The sequence below is a fragment of the Mesorhizobium sp. KR9-304 genome (genome assembly GCF_040049215.1).
Classification (GTDB): Bacteria; Pseudomonadota; Alphaproteobacteria; order Rhizobiales; family Rhizobiaceae; genus Mesorhizobium_K.
Window position 1 is genome coordinate 493116 of sequence record NZ_JBDZDN010000003.1, and the last position, 16374, is coordinate 509489.

The window sequence follows — 16374 nt, forward strand, 5'->3', positions numbered from 1 at the left end:
GGTTTGGATCGGTTCAAATTCTACTTGACTCTCGCCCGTGACCCCCTATGTTTTGAATCGATCCAATACGACGTGCGACCCTCGATTGGATCGATTCAATAAGAGGAGGATGTCATGCATCCTGTCAACTACCTGTTCGACGAAATCATGCGGCACTACTGGGGCATTCCGCAGCACCGGGACAGGTCGGAGGGCCAGCAGCGCAGAGACCGGCAAGTGCCGGCCTGGCGTCTGCCGCGCTTCCGCCGCGACGAAGAAACGCGCTGAGACCGCGTTCCCGGCCCACGCCGGCACCTCTCGACGAAGACAGCGCCTCGCGCTAGATCATCGAGGGGAGGCGGCCGCCCAGCGCGGCCCGATGCATCGGTCATGGACAACCAGCTTCCGAGCCAGCTAAGCCAGGGACCGCTGTCGTCCAACGAGTTCGTGACGACTGTGGCGCATTTCCATCGCGCTGAGATCGCCCGTATGGCCGGCTGGCGCGACCGCATCGACCGAACCACCAACTGGGCGATAACGGTTGTTGCTGCGATGCTGTCGCTCTCGCTTTCGACGTCGAGCGCCCACCATGGGGTGCTGATCTTCGCCATGCTGCTGATCATGCTCCTGCTGTGGATCGAGGCGAGGCGCTATCGCTTCTTCGACGTCTATCGGGCCAGGGTGCGCCAGCTCGAGCGGCACTATTTCGCTCAGTTGTTCTCGCCGCAACCGGACCACGCAGCCAACTGGCTGGCGATTCTAGGGGAGAGCCTGAGGACGCCCAAGTTCCACATATCGCACTGGACCGCCTTCGCCCGCAGATTGCGCCGCAATTACATCCATATGTTCGCGATCGTGCTGTTTGCCTGGGTGTTGAAGATATCGACGCCGAGCCTTCAGAGCGAGACGACGGGCAGCGGCGGCCTCGTGGCCACGGCGGCCGAGGCTGTGAACAATGCGGCACTTGGACCATTGCCCGGATGGCTGGTCGTGGCGGCGGTGGCGGCGTTCTATGTCGCCCTCTTCCTTGTCGCTTTGACGCTGGGAGCGGCCGAGACAGATGTCACCGAAGGCGACGTGCATGTGTAAGCATTCTGTTTGGTCAGCTTAGCGGCCAGACCAGCATGAGCGCCGGCACCGCGATCACTATGACAAGAAACGAAAGCGGCAGACCGAGCCTCGGATAGTCCGAAAAGCGATAACCGCCAGGTCCCATGACCAGCGTGTTGCACTGATGGCCGATGGGCGTCAGGAAGTCACAGCCCGCGCCGATCGCCACGGCCATGAGGAAGGCCTCCGGCTGGAACCCAAGCGAGGCGGCGAACCCGGCAGCGATCGGCGCCATCACAAGCACGGTCGCGGCATTGTTGAGGAACGGGGTGACGGCCATGGCGACGACAAGGATCAAGGCCAGCGCGCCGTAGCCTGGAAGGGACGCTGCGATCTCGGCAAGCATCGAGGCAATGACGTCGGTTGCGCCGGTGCTGCGCAGCGAGTCGCTCACCGGGATCAGTGCGGCGAGCATCACCAGGATTGGCCCGTCCATGGCTGCGTAGACTTCCCGGATCGGGATGACGCGGAACATCACCATGCCGACCGCGGCGGCGAAGAAGGCGATCGGAACGGGAAGAACGCCCAAGGCCGTGGCGCCCATCGCGACCATAAGGATCATCACAGGCACTATGCCGCGGCGGGCGCTGCCCAGCAGCAGCGAGCGCTCGGCCAGCGGCAGAAGGCCGAAGTCGCGCAGGAAGCGCGGCAACGAGGCCTCGCTGCCCTGCAGGACGACCACGTCCCCGAAGCGCAGCGTAATCGTGCCGAGCTTCTGGTCGAACCGTTCGTTCTGGCGGCTGACGGCGAGCAGGTTGACGTTGAAGCGGTCGTAGAGAAGCAGGTTCGCCGCCGACCAGCCGATCAGGCTTGAGTTCTCGCCGACCACGGCTTCGATGGCGATTGTTTCGGCGCCGTCGCCTGCGGCCATCGTGTTGTCGCGGCCGAGGCTGAGCTTGGCCTGCGCGACCAGCCTGTCGAGCGCTTCGTGGTCGCCCTCGATGAGCAATCGGTCACCAACTCGCAAAAGGAGATCGGGAAACGGTGTCAGGCGCAGGCTGTTGGACCGGATGATCGACTTCACGAGCGCGTCGCCGCGGGCGATCTTGAGCAGATCCGCTACCGTCTTGCCGGCCACTGCGGATTCCTCGACCACCTTCGCTTCCGCGACATAATTCTTGATGTCGAGGGCTTCGTGAAGCGCGCTGTCCTGCCGCGTGCGCTGCGGCAGAATCCAGTAGAAGAGGATGAGGAAGATGCAACCCGACACGGCAAGGATCACGCCTACCGGCGTGAAATCGAACATGGTGAAGGGCGTGCCTGTGATATCCTGGCGTACGCGCGATACAACGACGTTCGGCGACGTGCCGATCTGCGTCATCAGCCCGCCGAGCAGCGATGCGAAGGCCATCGGCATCAGGAACGTAGAGGGCGATGTCCCGGAGCGCCGCGCGAACTGGAACGCGATCGGGATCATGATGGCGAGCGCGCCGATGTTCTTCACGAACGCCGACAACACGGCCACCGTGACGACGAGCAGCGCGAGCTGCACGCGCACCGAAGAAAAATCGGGAAGGTAGCGCCGCAGCGCGAACTCCATGATTCCGCTTCGGGCGACGCCGGCGCTGACCAGGAGCGCGCTGCCGACGATGATGACGATGTCGTCGCTGAAGCCCGTAAATGCCTTGTCGAGGGGAACCACCCCGACCGCGAGCGCTGCCAGCAGAGCCAGCGCCGCGACGAGATCGTAGCGCAGTCGGCCCCACAGGAAAGCAGCCATCATCAGCCCGATGACGGCGAAGGAGAGAAGTTGTGGGAGTGGGAGCATGGCGACTCGCGGCTGGCGGTCAAAAACGCGCGGTACGGGTTTTCGTTGCCATCGCCCAAGGGTCGGGCAACGACGATATCACCCCAGCAGGCGACGGGGAAAGAGCGCGGCGAGTGCGATGCCCAGCCAGCCAAGAATCATCAGGCCGCCGCCAGTCGGCGCGGCCATCGCGAAGAGGCGCTCGTCGGCAAAATCGCGCGTCACCATGTCGCCCGCAAAGAGCGCCAGGCCGAGAAGCAGGACCAGGGCTGCCCAGCGCATGATTGCGTTGAAGACGGTCATGCCGATGACCAGGAACACGGGCGCATGCACGACGAGAAAAGTGGCCGCGGTCGCCGTGTTGGCCGCTCCGCCATGAGCCGCGACGGCGGAAAGGGCAACGCCCGCCGCGCCGCAAAGCCCGGCCCCGAAGATCAGGAGGCGGCTTGCCACGGCAGAACCGTAGTGGCTGTCAGGGCGGAAACCATAGCGTTGGACATGGGTGAATCAAACTCGCGCTGGTGAACCTTACGTCGGGCGGGGCCCGTCAACAACCGGCATGAGGCGACCGGCGGCCGGCGCTATTCCATCGCGAGAATGAGGTTGCGCACCACGGGATAGATCTCCCGCTCCCAGCGCTTGCCGTTGAAGACGCCATAGTGGCCGACATTGGCCTGGAGATGGTGACGTTTCAGGTGCGGGCGCAACGAACGGCAAAGCTCGTGCGCAGCGGAGGTCTGGCCGAGCGCGCAGATGTCGTCGCGCCCGCCTTCGACGGTGAGCAGCGCGGTGTTGCGGATCGCGCCGGGATCGACCTTCTGCCCGCGGTAGGTGAAGTCGCCGGTCGCCAGTTCCGCCTTCTGGAAGATGCGATCGATCGTCTCGATGTAGAATTCCTCGGTGAGGTCGAGCACCGCGAAATACTCGTCGTAGAAGGTTTTTATCTTCTCCGCCTCGGCGGTCTCGCCTGCCGCCAGATGTTTGTAGAGCTTCTCATGCGCGGTGCGGTGGCGTTCCATGTTCATGGCCATGAAAGCGGTAAGCTGGAGAAAGCCCGGATAGACCTTGCGGCCGGCGCCGCGATGCCGCCAGGGTACCTGCGAGATCACCGAATTCTTGAACCATGCGAGCGATTTCGCGACCGCGAATTCGTTCACCTCGGTTGGACTTTCTCTGGGATCGATAGGCCCAGCCATCAGCGTCATGGAGCGCGGCGTCGCGGGATGCCGGTCCTCCGACATCACGGCGACGGCCGCGAGCGCCTGTACGCAAGGCTGGCACACGGCCAGCACATGGCTGCCCGGCCCGATCTTTTCGATGAAACGGATAAGGTAGTCGACATAGTCGTCGACGCCGAACGATCCGGCTGAAAGCGGCACGTCGCGCGCGTTGGTCCAGTCGGTGATGTAGACGTCGTGATCGCGCAGCAGCGTCTGCACGGTGCCCCGCAGCAGCGTGGCGAAATGGCCTGACAGCGGAGCCGCAACCAGGATTTTAGGCTGCGGCGTATCGACGTCCTTGGCGAAGTGCAGCAGCCGCCCAAACGGCAGGTCGAGCGCCACCTCCTCGGTCACCGCAACGTCGCGGTTGCCGACCCTGACCGGCGCGATGGCGAAGTCCGGGCGCACATGGGTTATCTCGAAGCGGGCAATCATTTCCATCGCCGCGGCCATCTGGCGGCCGAGGTCGGCCGCCGGCCCCCAGAGGGTTGCGCCCGCCAGCGCCTGCATGCCGCGCGCCATGAGGCGGAACGGCGCAACCAGATCGTCCTTGAACTGGTAGGTCTGATAGAGCATCCGCGGCATCCCCGAGGCAGCGCCATGTGCGCTGCAAAAAAGCTAGTGCAATTCATGCTGCATTGCGAGAGGATTGTCGTGGGCTGCTTGGAAGGCGAGGCAATGACGCGGGCAACACTGACGATCTCGTCGAAGAACTATTCCTCCTGGTCGCTACGCGGCTGGCTGCTGTGCCGCATGGCTGGGCTCGATTTCGAGGAGAAGCTGGTCGACATCGACGCGGACCAGCGCCAGGAGCTTCTGCTGCTCAGCCCCTCGGTGCTGGTGCCCAGGCTGACCGACGGCGACGTGACCGTGTGGGACACGCTGGCGATCGCCGAATACCTGAACGAGCAATATCCGAAGGCCAATCTGCTGCCGAAGGACAAGGCAGCGCGGGCTATCTGCCGCGCCGTGTCGGGCGAGATGCATTCAGGGTTCCACAATCTGCGCTCGGCGCTACCGATGAACCTCAAGACGCGGCACGAAAAATTCAAGATTTTTTCCGGAGCGCGGCCGGACGTCGAGCGCATCAAGGCGATCTGGAACGAATGCCTGGAGACCTATGGCGGGCCGTATCTTTTCGGCGAAAGGCTCTGCCTCGCCGACGCCATGTATGCGCCGGTCTGTACGCGGTTCAGGACTTACGCCATCGAACTCGAGCCAGCGCTCGCCGCCTATTGCGAGCGGATATTCGAGTGGCCGCTGCTCAAGGAATGGACAGAAGGCGCGATTGCCGAGCCGGACGAGATCGTCGAGCTCGAGGTGGAGTTTTAGGAGCGGGCGCCGCCTTACCCCCTCAGCATCTCCGCCACTTTCGGGGCGAAGTAGGTGAGGATGCCGTCGCAGCCGGCCCGCTTGAAGGCGAGCAGCGATTCCAGCATCGCCTTGTCGCCGTCGATCCAGCCATTTTGCGCGGCGGCCAGGATCATCGCGTATTCGCCCGACACCTGGTAGGCGAAGGTCGGCATCTGGAACTCGTCCTTCAGCCGGCGGATGATGTCGAGATAGGGCAGGCCGGGTTTCACCATGATCATGTCGGCGCCCTCGGCGATGTCCTGCTCGGCCTCGCGCACGGCCTCGTCTGAATTGGCGTGGTCGAGATAATAGGTCTTCTTGTCGCCCTTGAGCAGGCCGGCCGTGCCGACCGCCTCGCGGTAGGGGCCGTAGAAGGCCGAGGCGAACTTCGTCGCGTAGGACATGATCGCTACGTCCTGGAAGCCCGCCGCGTCGAGCCCGTCGCGAATCGCGCCGATGCGGCCGTCCATCATGTCGGACGGAGCGATGATGTCGGCGCCGGCTTCGGCCTGGGCGACCGCGGCTGCGGTGAGCTGGGCCACCGTCTCGTCGTTGACGATGATGCCGTCGCGCAAAATACCGTCATGACCGTGGCTGGTGAACGGGTCGAGTGCGGCGTCGGTGATGACGCCGATCTCGGGCACCGCGGCCTTGATGGCGCGGGTGGCGCGGTTGATCACATTGTCCGTATCGAGAATGTGCGAGCCGGTCTGGTCGCGCAGCGACAGATCGACATTCGGGAAGGTGGCGATGGCGGGAATGCCGAGTTTTGCCGCGCGCTCCGCCTCCTTGACGGCAAGGTCGATCGTCATGCGGAAGACACCGGGCATGGCGGCGATCTCCTCGCGGCGGTTCTCGCCGTCGATGACGAAGATCGGCCAGATCAGGTCGTCAACGGTCAGCCGGTTCTCCTGAACGAGCCGGCGCGACCAGTCGGCCTTGCGCATGCGGCGCAGCCGTCGCGAGCCGGTGATCTCGTCAACCGTGCGGGCGGCGGCTTGGCGGGGAATGGTGAACTTGTTCATCGCAAAAGCTCCGGATCGCGCGGCTTTTAGCACGGGTGGGCAGCGACCACCAATGCGGCGATTTGGAGCCGCTAAGGCTGACCATTGCCGGAAAGGACCTGCGCTGCACCGCGCATCGCAACGCGGAACGCTTCATCGAAACTGACGCCACGCACCTGCCAGTCATAGGTTTTGCCCTCGAATGCGATTCGCCAGTCGGCGACCCAGCCTAGCTCAGCATCGCTCCAGGCGAGGCGGCCAAGCAATGGAACGTCTCCCCCAACGTCCTTCGCGGCACGTTTGAGAACGCCGAAATCCGGCTGGAGCAAGGTCCGGGCGTCGAGCCGGGCGGCTTCGATCCGAGCCCTTGACGGCAGCACCATTTGCATCGCCAGCGGCTCGGCGGCTGCCGCGAGGGACTCATCCATGAAGGGGCCATCGTCGCCGTCCGCGGTGAGCACAAAACGCTGGGTTCCTCGCTCGACGGACAGAAAAACCGCGACGACGGGCCGCTCCGCCAGCCAGGGCTTGCTGCCCATCGAGGCCAGCGCGGCGTCGACCTTGGCTCGGTCGAACAAACAGCTCAGGTCGTGCGGCCGATCGTGCGAGCCTTGCTCGTCGTGTATGGGAATGCCTTCGAGGCGGTCGCGATACTTGAACGAAGCGATCAACGCCCCGGCCTTGTTGCGCAGTCCGGCAAGTTCGGGCCTAGCGAGAAGCCGCTGGTCGCCGGACATCCGCACCAGCACCCGGTCGAGACATTCGCGGAAACCAAGCTGCCGGTTCTTCTCGCCTTGGCCGGTAACGACGGCCTGCGCACTGTAGAGATCGCCTGCTGCCTCAGCCGCGTAGCCGGGGGCCGCCGGCACAAAGGCAAGAATGAGCAGGCAGGCTAGGCGGATCGACAGGATCATCGAGTGATGTTTGACGGATGCGGCTTGCGTGTCAGCGTTAGCACAGGCCGCCTCGTGACGGAAAGCTGGAAGCAGCCGCATGTTGCTGCATCGTCCCGCCGGAGTCCGGCTCCAACGACCGAAGGCGGCTAGGGGCGCGCCGCTGTCCGGGCGGTCGAGCAGATATCGATTTCCCGGTCCCGCCGCGCTCGCCATTGACGCGCCTATCCGCCACGCTTTAGCACTTCAGTCCCGGCGGGGTGTCGGGGAGGGATTCTGGCGGCATGGATTTCGGCGGCGGCGATGAGATCCGTTTCGAGCGGAGCGGCAAAGCCGGCATCGTCACGCTGACGCGGCCGAATGCGCTCAATGCGCTGACGCGTCGGATGGTGAACGCACTGAGCGCCGCGTTGGCGGCGTGGGAATCCGACAGCGGCGTCGAAGTCGTCATCCTCAAGGCCGAGGGCAGGGCGTTCTGCGCCGGCGGTGACATCCTGGAGGTCTACAAGGCCAGGCAGGCGGGCAAGCGGCTTACCGAATTCTTCGCCGACGAGTACCGGCTGAACGCCCAGATCGACCGCTTCGCCAAACCCTATGTCTCGCTGATCGACGGCATCTGCATGGGCGGCGGCGTAGGAATATCGGCGCACGGCTCGCACCGGGTGATGACGGAGAACGCCGTTTTCGCCATGCCGGAGGTCGGCATCGGCTTCTTCCCGGACGTCGGCGGCAGCTACGTTCTGCCCAATCTCGGCGGCTGCTTCGGCATGTATCTCGGCCTGACCGGCAACAAGATCGGATATGGCGACGCGCTGTGGTCGGGCATCGCCACGCATACGGTGCAGGCGGCGTATCTGCCGACGCTGGTCGAGGAGATCGCCGACAGCGGCGATCCGGGCACGGAACTGCGAGAGTTCTTCAAGGCGGCCCCGCGCAAGACGGACGAGGCGGCCCTGCACGCAATCGCGAGGCATTTTTCGCTGGGCTCCCTGCAGGACATCGTCGTTAGCCTGGAGCGCGCGGCCGCCGCCGACAGTTTTGCCGCCGCCACGCTGGCGACGATGAGGGGCCGCTCGCCGACCAGCCTGCACGTCACCTTCCGCGCCATCACCGCCGGCTCGACCATGTCGATGGACGAGTGCATGAAGATGGAGTTCCGCATCCTCAACCGGATGCTCGAGAGCCACGACCTCTACGAAGGGATTCGCGCGGCGCTGATCGACAAGGGCACAGTGCCGAACTGGCAGCCCGCCCGGCTGGAGGACGTACGCCCGGAGGCGATCGACGCATTCTTCGCGCCGCTGCCCGGCGGGGATCTCAAGCTGTGAGCGATCTCGCGGACCATGGACCGCTCCGGCCGACGCTGGCCGAGATGGGCTTCGTCTGGTTCCAGCGCTTGATCGCCGGCTACTGCCTGCTCTTCGGCATCCTCTACTGGGTGCGGCTGATCGGCTTCTATGACGGGCCGCTCTGGCGGTTCGACCTGATGCCGGTGCACTGGCAGGTGGCGGCCGTCACACTCGCGGTATTCTATCCATTCGCGGCGATCGGGTTGTGGATGCTCGCTTCGTGGGGGCCGGTGATCTGGGTGATCTGCGCGGCGACCGAGACGGTGATGTATTTCCTCTTCCCCGACCTCTACGGCAACCGGCTGCTCATCGTGTCGAGTCACCTCGTGGTGGCGGTGGTTTACGCAGCCTTCCGCCTTTTGATCTACTGGCAGCGCCGCAGGGCGGAGCGTTAGTCGCCCAGCGCCGGAGGCAACCTCGCGGCATCGCCTAAGGCTTTAGGTTAATTTTCATTGCCCGGCGGGGGTTTCATTAACTCTCTTGCGAAACCTATCGACCTTAACCCCTTGTTAGTCCTGGCGTTTAAGTCGAATTTTATGCGCATTCGATAGTGTCGCGATCAAGGTGAGAAACAAAACAATCACCGGGCGACAAACGAGAGGCAAGGCAATGATCAATTCGCGTCCGGCGGCGAAGACCGCTACCGTTTCCGACGATCGCCGTGAAGCGATCAGGTCTCTATACATGGAGTCCCTTCAGCTGGTTGAGCGCCTGCATCGCCGCCTGCTGGACGTCATCAAGGACGAGTTCGACCGCAACGGCCGTTCCGACATCAACGCCATCCAGGCGCTGCTGCTCTTCAACATCGGCAATTCCGAGCTGACCGCCGGCGAATTGCGCTCGCGCGGCTATTATCTCGGCTCGAACGTCTCCTACAATCTGAAGAAGCTGGTCGACCTCGGCTTCATCAACCACCAGCGCTCGCGCATCGACCGCCGTTCGGTCCGCGTCAGCCTGACGCCGAAAGGGCAGGCGGTCGCCGAAGTGGTCGGCGGGCTCTATGAACGTCATATCGGCTCGATCGAGCAGGTCGGCGGCATCAACACCGAAGAGTTCAAGCAGATGAACCGCGCGCTGCAGCGGCTAGACCGCTTCTGGAACGACACGATCGCCTACCGTATGTAAGTTTAAGGCTGAAGGACGCCGGGAAACGGCCGTTGCCGAAAGGCAGCGGCCGTTTGCATTTTGCCGGTTTCACGGTCTCGTGTGTGGCAAAGGCCATGCTGCCGCCATATTCAGATGAAAATCCGGGCAATGGACGCGCCGCCGATGCGGCATCCGGAACTTCCGCTGCGACGGTGCATTGGTGCGATCGAGGGCTGCGGCCGGTTTCAATCGTGATGGTTGGCTAATTGTTAAGCATGGCAACCATAGAGTTCAGGCCGGGCCTGAAGCCCGGTGATGACGAGAAGAGTATCCGAATGACGATCAAGACGAGCCGACGTTTCTTCTTATCGGGCGCAGGCGCGTTGGCCATGGCCGCGTTTTCCGGCCCGGTCAGCGCGCAGGATGTGATCGGCGAAATCCTGCAGTCCGAGCGCCGCGGCAATTGGGACGATACGTTCGACGCACGCGCCACCCAGGGCGACAACGTGGCTTCGAACCTGCCGATCTTCTCGCCGCAGACCGTCATGTATATCGAGCAGGCGGTGGCGCAATATTCCGGTATCGTCGCGCAGGGCGGCTGGCCGATGGTCCCCGCGACCAAGAAGCTCCAGCTCGGCGTCGTCGATCCCGACGTCGTCGCGCTGCGCAAGCGCCTGATGGTATCTGGCGACCTTCCCACGAGCGCCGGCATTTCCGAATCGTTCGATACCTATGTCGATGCGGCGGTGAAGCGCTTCCAGGCTCGCCACGGGCTGCCGGCCGACGGCGTGCTCGGCAAATATACCTACGCCGCGATGAACGTGACGGCGCCGGTGCGCCTTGGCCAGCTCGAGACCAATCTCGTGCGGCTGCGCACCATGTCCGGCGACCTCGGCCCGCGTTATGTCATGGTCAATATTCCGGCGGCGCAGATCGAGGCGGTCGACAACGACCGCGTTGCGTTGCGCCACACGGCGATCGTCGGCAAGATCGACCGCCAGACGCCGATCCTCAACTCGGCGATCAACGAAATCATCGTCAATCCGTACTGGAACGCGCCGGAATCGATCGTCCGCAAGGACATTATCCCGCTGATGCGCAAGGATCCGGAGTATCTGACCAAGAACAGCATCCGCATCCTCGGCCCTGATGGCAACGAGATCGATCCTGTGACGATCGACTGGAACACCGAAGACGCGGCGAAGTTCCGCTTCCGTCAGGACCCCGGCAAGATCAACGCGATGGCCTCGGTGAAGATCAATTTCCCGAACCCGCATGCGACTTATATGCACGACACCCCCTCGCAGGGTCTGTTCAACAAGCTGATGCGTTTCGATTCTTCGGGCTGCGTGCGCGTCCAGAACGTGCGCGACCTCGTCACCTGGCTGCTGCGCGACACGCCCGAATGGGACCGCCAGCGCTTCGAGCAGACGATCAAGAGCGGCGAGAACACGCCGGTGCAGCTCGCCGTGCCGGTGCCGGTCTATTTCACCTATATCTCGGCCTGGTCGACGGGCGACGGCGTCGCGCATTTCCGCGACGACATCTACGGCCGCGACGGCGTCGACGAGCTGCAACTCAGCCAGGCGCTGTAAAGATCCGGCTACTTCGGGCATCCAAGGCCGCCTCCGGGCGGCCTTTTCGTTTTTGCGGCACATGGCGCAAAGCGGCGACGAAATTTCGCGGCTACGAACGTGGCGAGGGCGGAGCAACTGTGTTATGGCGCGCCGACCGCCTCCCACCCGTTGGCCTTGTTTCAAGGGCCCGAACATCAAGGATTGACCGCCATGGCAACAGCAACGGCCGCCGCGACCCATTCCGCTTCCTTTTTCGAGACCGCCCTTGCCGACGCCGACCCCGAAATCTTCGGCGCCATCCGCTCCGAACTCGGCCGCCAGCGCCACGAGATCGAGCTGATCGCCTCGGAAAACATTGTCTCCCGCGCCGTGCTGGAGGCTCAAGGGTCGATCATGACCAACAAATACGCGGAAGGCTATCCGGGCAAGCGCTACTACGGCGGCTGCCAATTCGTCGACATCGCCGAGGAACTGGCGATCGAGCGCGCCAAGAAGCTGTTCGGCTGCGGCTTCGCCAACGTGCAGCCCAATTCCGGCAGCCAGATGAACCAGGCGGTGTTCCTGGCGCTGCTGCAGCCGGGCGACACTTTCATGGGCCTCGACCTAAATTCGGGCGGGCATCTGACGCACGGCTCGCCGGTCAACATGTCAGGCAAATGGTTCAAGGTCGTCTCCTACGGCGTGCGCCGCGACGACCATCTGCTCGACATGGACGCGATAGAAAAGCTCGCCCATGAGACGAAGCCCAAGCTTATCCTTGCGGGTGGCACCGCGTATTCGCGCATTTGGGACTGGAAGCGTTTCCGCGAGATCGCCGATGCCGTCGACGCCTGGCTGATGGTCGACATGGCGCATATCGCCGGCCTGGTGGCGGGCGGTCAGCATCCGTCGCCGCTGCCGCATGCGCATGTCGTCACCACGACGACGCACAAGTCGCTGCGCGGCCCACGCGGCGGCATGATCCTGACCAACGACGAGGACATCGCCAAGAAGATGAATTCGGCGGTGTTCCCCGGCCTGCAGGGCGGCCCGCTGATGCATGTCATCGCCGCCAAGGCTGTGGCGTTCGGCGAGGCGCTGAAGCCGGACTTCAAGATCTATGCGAAGAGCGTGGTGACGAATGCCAGAACGCTCGCCGAAAGCCTGAAGGAGACCGGCCTCAACATCGTGTCTGATGGCACCGACAATCACCTGATGCTGGTCGACCTCAGGCCGAAGAACGCCACTGGCAAGCGTGCGGAGGCGGCACTTGGCCGCGCCAACATCACTTGCAACAAGAACGGCATTCCGTTCGACCCCGAAAAGCCGTTCGTTACCTCGGGCGTCCGGCTCGGCACGCCGGCCGGTACCACGCGCGGCTTCGGCCAGGCCGAGTTCCGTGAGATCGGCAAGCTGATTTCGGAGGTGCTGGACGGTCTGAAGGCCGCCAATTCCGATGAAGGCAATGCCGCGGTCGAGGCGGCGGTGAAAAAGAAGGTGCTGGCGCTGACGGACAGGTTCCCGCTGTATTCCTATATGGGGTAGAGCGGTCGGGCGGATTGGCGATATCTTGATTTCTCGACTGTTCGGTAATACCTCTGGAACACAAGGTATTACCGAGGCTGAGATGAGCACGAAAATTACCACCAAGGGCCAAGTCACGATCCCGAAGGGCGTCCGGGACCTCCTAGGCCTCGAACCGGGAATGGAAGTCCGCTTTCGCTACAACGAGAAGCGGGAAATTGTCGTCGAAAGGGTTGACGGTATTCGTCCGCCCAGCCGCTTCGAAAAGCTTATCGGGCATGCCGGTCCGGGCATGACCACGGACGAGGTGATGCGGCTGACGCGAGGCGACGATTGGCCCTCGTAGACACGAACGTTCTGCTGGATATCGCGACCGACGATCCAACCTGGCTCCGATGGTCTCTCAATGCGGTCGAGGCTGCGGCGGCGGAAGGGCCCCTGTATGTGAATGCGGTTATCTATGCCGAACTATCTATCCGCTATGAGCGCGAGGCGCAGGTGGACCATTTGATGAAAACTGTCGGTGCGGATTTTGCTCACATGCCTCCGGCAGCGGCGTTTCTCGCGGCGAAGGCGTTTGCGGGCTACCGCGCGGCTGGCGGGGCCAAGTCTGGTGTGCTCCCCGATTTCTTCATTGGCGCGCACGCGGCGACGCTTGGAATGCCTTTGCTGACGCGTGACGCGCGTCGATATCGTACCTATTTTCCGGATGTCCGTCTTATTTCCCCAAATTTGAACTGAGTCTCGCCCATGCGCTGCCCCTACTGCCAGTCGGAAGATACGCAGGTAAAAGACTCCCGTCCCGCCGAGGATGGCGGGGCGATCCGCCGCCGGCGTGTCTGTCCGGTCTGCGGAGGCCGCTTCACGACGTTCGAGCGGGTGCAGTTGCGCGACCTCGTCGTGGTCAAGAAGTCGGGCCGCAAGGTGCCGTTCGACCGCGACAAGCTGCTGCGTTCGGTGGAGATCGCGCTGAGGAAGCGTAACGTCGATCCCGAGCGGATCGACCGCGCCGTGACCGGCATCGTCAGGCAGCTCGAAAGCTCGGGCGAGACCGAGGTTCAGTCCGGCGAAATCGGACGGCTGGTGATGGAGGCGCTGAAGTCGCTCGACGACGTCGCCTATGTTCGCTTTGCTTCGGTCTACCGCAATTTCCGCGAGGCCAAGGATTTTCACGACGTGCTCGGCGAGTTGAAGGGCGACGAGGACGCAGGCTGAACGGATGGCCACAAGGACCCCGCATGAGCAGGAGGCGCTCGACCGGCGCTATATGGCGGCGGCGATCCGGCTGTCGCGGAAACATTCGGGTCTGACATCCACCAACCCGGCGGTGGGCACGCTGATCGTGCGCGATGACGGCGGTTCGCCTGTTATCGTCGGGCGAGGCGTCACCGCTGTCGGCGGCAGGCCGCATGCCGAGACGGAAGCGCTGGCGGAAGCCGGTAAGCTGGCACGCGGCGCGACCGCTTATGTGACGCTGGAGCCCTGCGCGCACCACGGCCGCACGCCGCCCTGCGCAAACGCGCTGGTGACGGCGGGCGTGGTCCGCGTCGTCGGCGGCGCGAGCGACCCGGACGAGCGGGTGTCGGGCAAAGGCTACGCCATATTGCGCCAGGCTGGCATTGAGGTGGTCGAGCGGGTGCTCGCCGAAGAAGCCGCCGACGCCATGGCCGGTTATCTGACTCGATCTCTGAACAAACGCCCGGAAGTGACTCTGAAGCTTGCACTTTCGCAAGATGGCATGATCGGCAAGCCCGGTGAGGGTCAGATCGCGATAACCGGCGAGGTTTCGCGCCGGCAGGTGCATATGATGCGGGCGGTGAGCGATGCGATCCTGGTCGGAATCGGCACGGCGATCGCCGACGATCCGGAGCTGACGGTCAGGCTGCCGGGCCTCGCCAGCCGTTCGCCGGCGCGCATCGTGCTTGACCGCATGGCGAGGCTGCCGCTGACCTCGAAGCTGGTCCTGACCGCGCGGGACGTGCCGTTGCTGATCGCGGCCTGCGCTGAGGCCGATCCGCAGCGCAAAGCCGAACTTGAGCGGGCTGGCGCAGGCTTTCTCGCAACCGAGACGTTCGATGGCCGAGTGGCGCTTCCCGAACTGCTCGAGGATTTGGCTGCGAAGGGCATGGCGAGCCTTCTCGTGGAGGGTGGCGCGATCACCGCGAAACATTTTCTGGATGAGGGGCTGGTCGACCGCATTGTGCTCTTTCGCGGCGCGGTGGTGATCGGGGAAGGCGGGCTTGCGGCTCCTATCGACGAAGACCATATGCCGGCCGGGTTCCGCCTGCTGCGCGAGGCGACCTATGGCGACGATCGTGTTGCCGAATGGGCAAGGCCGATCTGATGTTTACAGGGATAGTGACCGACATTGGCAAAGTTGCGTCGGCCAGGCCGCTCCCCGAGGGCGTGCGGCTGCGCATCGAAACGGCATACGACCCGGCCACCATCGCCATCGGCGCGTCGATCTCCTGCGCCGGCGTGTGCCTGACCGTGACGGGCCTGCCCGGCGAGGGTGCAAATGCGCGCTGGTTCGAGGTCGAGGCATGGGAAGAGGCGCTTCGCCTGACGACGGCTTCGAGCTGGACCGCGGGCACGAGGATTAATCTCGAACGGGCGCTGAAGATCGGTGATGAACTCGGTGGCCATATCGTTTCCGGCCATGTCGATGGAAAGGCTGTGATCGTGGCGCGCGAAGCCGAGGGCGACGCGGTTCGCTTCACGCTGGAGGCGCCGCGCGAACTGGCGAAGTTCATTGCGCCGAAAGGGTCGGTTGCGCTCGACGGAACCTCGCTCACCGTCAACAAGGTCGAGGGAACCCGCTTCGACGTGCTTCTCATCCATCACTCGCTGTCGGTGACGACGTGGGGCGATCGGAAGGCCGGCGACGAGGTCAACCTCGAGGTCGACACCATGGCGCGCTACGCGGCGCGCCTCGCGGAGGCGGCGAAGGAAGGGCTTTGAGCCTCTACGCCCGATTTGATCGGCGCAAGCCTGGCACAGAACGTATCGCTTGCGGTCGCACTCCGTTCGGCCTAAGTCACCGCCGACTTGGAGACCAGAATGGCCGTCACTTCAGACCACGGAAAAGCCTTCAGCCTGCCCGAAGGCAAGGCGCATCTCTTGATCGTCGAGGCGCGTTTCTACGACGACCTTTCCGACGCGCTGCTCGATGGCGCCAAGGCAGCGCTTGACGCCGCCGGCGCAACCTACGACGTCGTGACAGTGCCTGGCGCGCTGGAGATCCCGGCTGTCATCTCGTTTGCGCTCGACGGTGCGGAAGAGGGCGGCACTGCGTATGACGGCTACGTCGCGCTGGGCACGGTCATTCGCGGCGAAACCTATCATTTCGACATCGTCGCCGGCGAGTCTTCGCGGGCGCTGATGGATCTGGCGGTCGAGGAATCTCTAGCCATAGGCAACGGTATCCTGACCACGGAAAACGAGGAGCAGGCCTGGTCGCGCGCCAAGAAGAGCGAGGGCGACAAGGGCGGCTTCGCGGCGCGTGCGGCACTCACCATGATCGCGCTGCGCGAGCGGTTGGGAGGCTGAGAGC

At 63.9% G+C, this 16374-nt stretch carries 19 protein-coding genes; 14 read left to right on the forward strand and 5 right to left on the reverse strand.

What is annotated here, in order from left to right; all coding sequences use genetic code 11:
• The first annotated feature begins 114 nt into the window (after positions 1-114).
• Both ABLE71_RS18575 and ABLE71_RS18580 read left to right on the forward strand, forming a co-directional pair.
• Positions 115-267, forward strand: a complete 153-nt coding sequence (locus ABLE71_RS18575) for a hypothetical protein (protein ID WP_348784942.1) — start codon at positions 115-117, stop codon at positions 265-267.
• 102 nt (positions 268-369) lie between these two features.
• Positions 370-1068 (forward strand): DUF2270 domain-containing protein, encoded by a 699-nt coding sequence (locus tag ABLE71_RS18580; RefSeq protein ID WP_348784943.1) that lies wholly within the window; start codon positions 370-372, stop codon positions 1066-1068.
• A gap of 13 nt (positions 1069-1081) precedes the next feature.
• On the opposite strand, the gene ABLE71_RS18585 is transcribed toward ABLE71_RS18580, so the two are convergent.
• The 3 genes from ABLE71_RS18585 to phaZ form a co-directional block, all read right to left on the reverse strand.
• Positions 1082-2857: an SLC13 family permease gene (locus ABLE71_RS18585; RefSeq protein WP_348784944.1), complete on the reverse strand. Its 1776-nt coding sequence runs from the start codon at positions 2855-2857 to the stop codon at positions 1082-1084.
• A 78-nt stretch (positions 2858-2935) separates the two neighbouring features.
• Complete coding sequence (locus ABLE71_RS18590; protein WP_348784945.1) at positions 2936-3289, reverse strand: DUF423 domain-containing protein; 354 nt, start codon at positions 3287-3289, stop codon at positions 2936-2938.
• A 128-nt stretch (positions 3290-3417) separates the two neighbouring features.
• Positions 3418-4632: a polyhydroxyalkanoate depolymerase gene (gene phaZ / locus ABLE71_RS18595; protein WP_348784946.1), complete on the reverse strand. Its 1215-nt coding sequence runs from the start codon at positions 4630-4632 to the stop codon at positions 3418-3420.
• A 102-nt stretch (positions 4633-4734) separates the two neighbouring features.
• On the opposite strand from phaZ, the gene ABLE71_RS18600 reads away from it, so the two are divergent.
• A complete protein-coding gene (locus ABLE71_RS18600) occupies positions 4735-5388 on the forward strand; it encodes a glutathione S-transferase (RefSeq protein ID WP_348784947.1) in 654 nt (217 codons plus the stop codon).
• A 14-nt stretch (positions 5389-5402) separates the two neighbouring features.
• Here ABLE71_RS18600 and hemB read toward each other — a convergent pair whose 3' ends face one another.
• Positions 5403-6434: a porphobilinogen synthase gene (gene hemB / locus ABLE71_RS18605; protein WP_348784948.1), complete on the reverse strand. Its 1032-nt coding sequence runs from the start codon at positions 6432-6434 to the stop codon at positions 5403-5405.
• A gap of 71 nt (positions 6435-6505) precedes the next feature.
• Positions 6506-7327: a DUF2066 domain-containing protein gene (locus ABLE71_RS18610; protein ID WP_348784949.1), complete on the reverse strand. Its 822-nt coding sequence runs from the start codon at positions 7325-7327 to the stop codon at positions 6506-6508.
• 263 nt (positions 7328-7590) lie between these two features.
• Between ABLE71_RS18610 and ABLE71_RS18615 the strand changes: the two genes are divergently transcribed.
• From ABLE71_RS18615 to ribH, 11 genes are all read left to right on the forward strand, one after another.
• Entirely contained in the window at positions 7591-8634 is a 1044-nt protein-coding gene (locus ABLE71_RS18615) for an enoyl-CoA hydratase/isomerase family protein (protein ID WP_348784950.1), read from the forward strand.
• Between the two features lie 44 nt (positions 8635-8678).
• Positions 8679-9050 (forward strand): DUF6163 family protein, encoded by a 372-nt coding sequence (locus ABLE71_RS18620; RefSeq protein ID WP_348785161.1) that lies wholly within the window; start codon positions 8679-8681, stop codon positions 9048-9050.
• Positions 9051-9264: 214 nt separating this feature from the next.
• A complete protein-coding gene (locus ABLE71_RS18625) occupies positions 9265-9780 on the forward strand; it encodes a winged helix DNA-binding protein (protein ID WP_348784951.1) in 516 nt (171 codons plus the stop codon).
• Between the two features lie 302 nt (positions 9781-10082).
• Positions 10083-11336: a L,D-transpeptidase family protein gene (locus ABLE71_RS18630; protein ID WP_348785162.1), complete on the forward strand. Its 1254-nt coding sequence runs from the start codon at positions 10083-10085 to the stop codon at positions 11334-11336.
• 192 nt (positions 11337-11528) lie between these two features.
• On the forward strand, positions 11529-12842 hold the full coding sequence (gene glyA / locus ABLE71_RS18635; RefSeq protein WP_348784952.1) for a serine hydroxymethyltransferase: 1314 nt from the start codon (positions 11529-11531) through the stop codon (positions 12840-12842).
• 82 nt (positions 12843-12924) lie between these two features.
• Positions 12925-13167 (forward strand): AbrB/MazE/SpoVT family DNA-binding domain-containing protein, encoded by a 243-nt coding sequence (locus tag ABLE71_RS18640; RefSeq protein ID WP_348784953.1) that lies wholly within the window; start codon positions 12925-12927, stop codon positions 13165-13167.
• Positions 13155-13562, forward strand: a complete 408-nt coding sequence (locus ABLE71_RS18645) for a type II toxin-antitoxin system VapC family toxin (RefSeq protein ID WP_348784954.1) — start codon at positions 13155-13157, stop codon at positions 13560-13562. The genes ABLE71_RS18640 and ABLE71_RS18645 overlap by 13 nt, the downstream gene beginning before the upstream one ends.
• 9 nt (positions 13563-13571) lie before the next feature.
• The gene (gene nrdR / locus ABLE71_RS18650) at positions 13572-14036 is read left to right on the forward strand and encodes a transcriptional regulator NrdR (RefSeq protein WP_348784955.1); all 465 of its coding nucleotides are present in this window, start codon (positions 13572-13574) and stop codon (positions 14034-14036) included.
• Between the two features lie 4 nt (positions 14037-14040).
• On the forward strand, positions 14041-15165 hold the full coding sequence (gene ribD / locus ABLE71_RS18655; RefSeq protein ID WP_348784956.1) for a bifunctional diaminohydroxyphosphoribosylaminopyrimidine deaminase/5-amino-6-(5-phosphoribosylamino)uracil reductase RibD: 1125 nt from the start codon (positions 14041-14043) through the stop codon (positions 15163-15165).
• The gene (locus tag ABLE71_RS18660; protein WP_348784957.1) at positions 15165-15782 is read left to right on the forward strand and encodes a riboflavin synthase; all 618 of its coding nucleotides are present in this window, start codon (positions 15165-15167) and stop codon (positions 15780-15782) included. Before ribD ends, ABLE71_RS18660 begins: the two co-directional genes overlap by 1 nt.
• Positions 15783-15881: 99 nt before the next feature.
• Positions 15882-16370, forward strand: a complete 489-nt coding sequence (ribH, locus tag ABLE71_RS18665) for a 6,7-dimethyl-8-ribityllumazine synthase (protein ID WP_348784958.1) — start codon at positions 15882-15884, stop codon at positions 16368-16370.
• Positions 16371-16374: the final 4 nt, after the last annotated feature.

What these genes read in the sequence shown, in the direction of transcription:
- ABLE71_RS18660 (WP_348784957.1), top strand. Translation starts at nt 15,165, where the DNA reads ATGTTTACAGGGATAGTGACCGACATTGGCAAAGTTGCGTCGGCCAGG.
- hemB (WP_348784948.1), bottom strand. Translation starts at nt 6,434, where the DNA reads ATGAACAAGTTCACCATTCCCCGCCAAGCCGCCGCCCGCACGGTTGAC.
- ABLE71_RS18585 (WP_348784944.1), bottom strand. Translation starts at nt 2,857, where the DNA reads ATGCTCCCACTCCCACAACTTCTCTCCTTCGCCGTCATCGGGCTGATG.
- ABLE71_RS18575 (WP_348784942.1), top strand. Translation starts at nt 115, where the DNA reads ATGCATCCTGTCAACTACCTGTTCGACGAAATCATGCGGCACTACTGG.
- glyA (WP_348784952.1), top strand. Translation starts at nt 11,529, where the DNA reads ATGGCAACAGCAACGGCCGCCGCGACCCATTCCGCTTCCTTTTTCGAG.
- ribH (WP_348784958.1), top strand. Translation starts at nt 15,882, where the DNA reads ATGGCCGTCACTTCAGACCACGGAAAAGCCTTCAGCCTGCCCGAAGGC.
- ribD (WP_348784956.1), top strand. Translation starts at nt 14,041, where the DNA reads ATGGCCACAAGGACCCCGCATGAGCAGGAGGCGCTCGACCGGCGCTAT.
- ABLE71_RS18640 (WP_348784953.1), top strand. Translation starts at nt 12,925, where the DNA reads ATGAGCACGAAAATTACCACCAAGGGCCAAGTCACGATCCCGAAGGGC.
- phaZ (WP_348784946.1), bottom strand. Translation starts at nt 4,632, where the DNA reads ATGCTCTATCAGACCTACCAGTTCAAGGACGATCTGGTTGCGCCGTTC.
- ABLE71_RS18620 (WP_348785161.1), top strand. Translation starts at nt 8,679, where the DNA reads ATGGGCTTCGTCTGGTTCCAGCGCTTGATCGCCGGCTACTGCCTGCTC.
- ABLE71_RS18615 (WP_348784950.1), top strand. Translation starts at nt 7,591, where the DNA reads ATGGATTTCGGCGGCGGCGATGAGATCCGTTTCGAGCGGAGCGGCAAA.
- nrdR (WP_348784955.1), top strand. Translation starts at nt 13,572, where the DNA reads ATGCGCTGCCCCTACTGCCAGTCGGAAGATACGCAGGTAAAAGACTCC.
- ABLE71_RS18600 (WP_348784947.1), top strand. Translation starts at nt 4,735, where the DNA reads ATGACGCGGGCAACACTGACGATCTCGTCGAAGAACTATTCCTCCTGG.
- ABLE71_RS18610 (WP_348784949.1), bottom strand. Translation starts at nt 7,327, where the DNA reads ATGATCCTGTCGATCCGCCTAGCCTGCCTGCTCATTCTTGCCTTTGTG.
- ABLE71_RS18580 (WP_348784943.1), top strand. Translation starts at nt 370, where the DNA reads ATGGACAACCAGCTTCCGAGCCAGCTAAGCCAGGGACCGCTGTCGTCC.
- ABLE71_RS18625 (WP_348784951.1), top strand. Translation starts at nt 9,265, where the DNA reads ATGATCAATTCGCGTCCGGCGGCGAAGACCGCTACCGTTTCCGACGAT.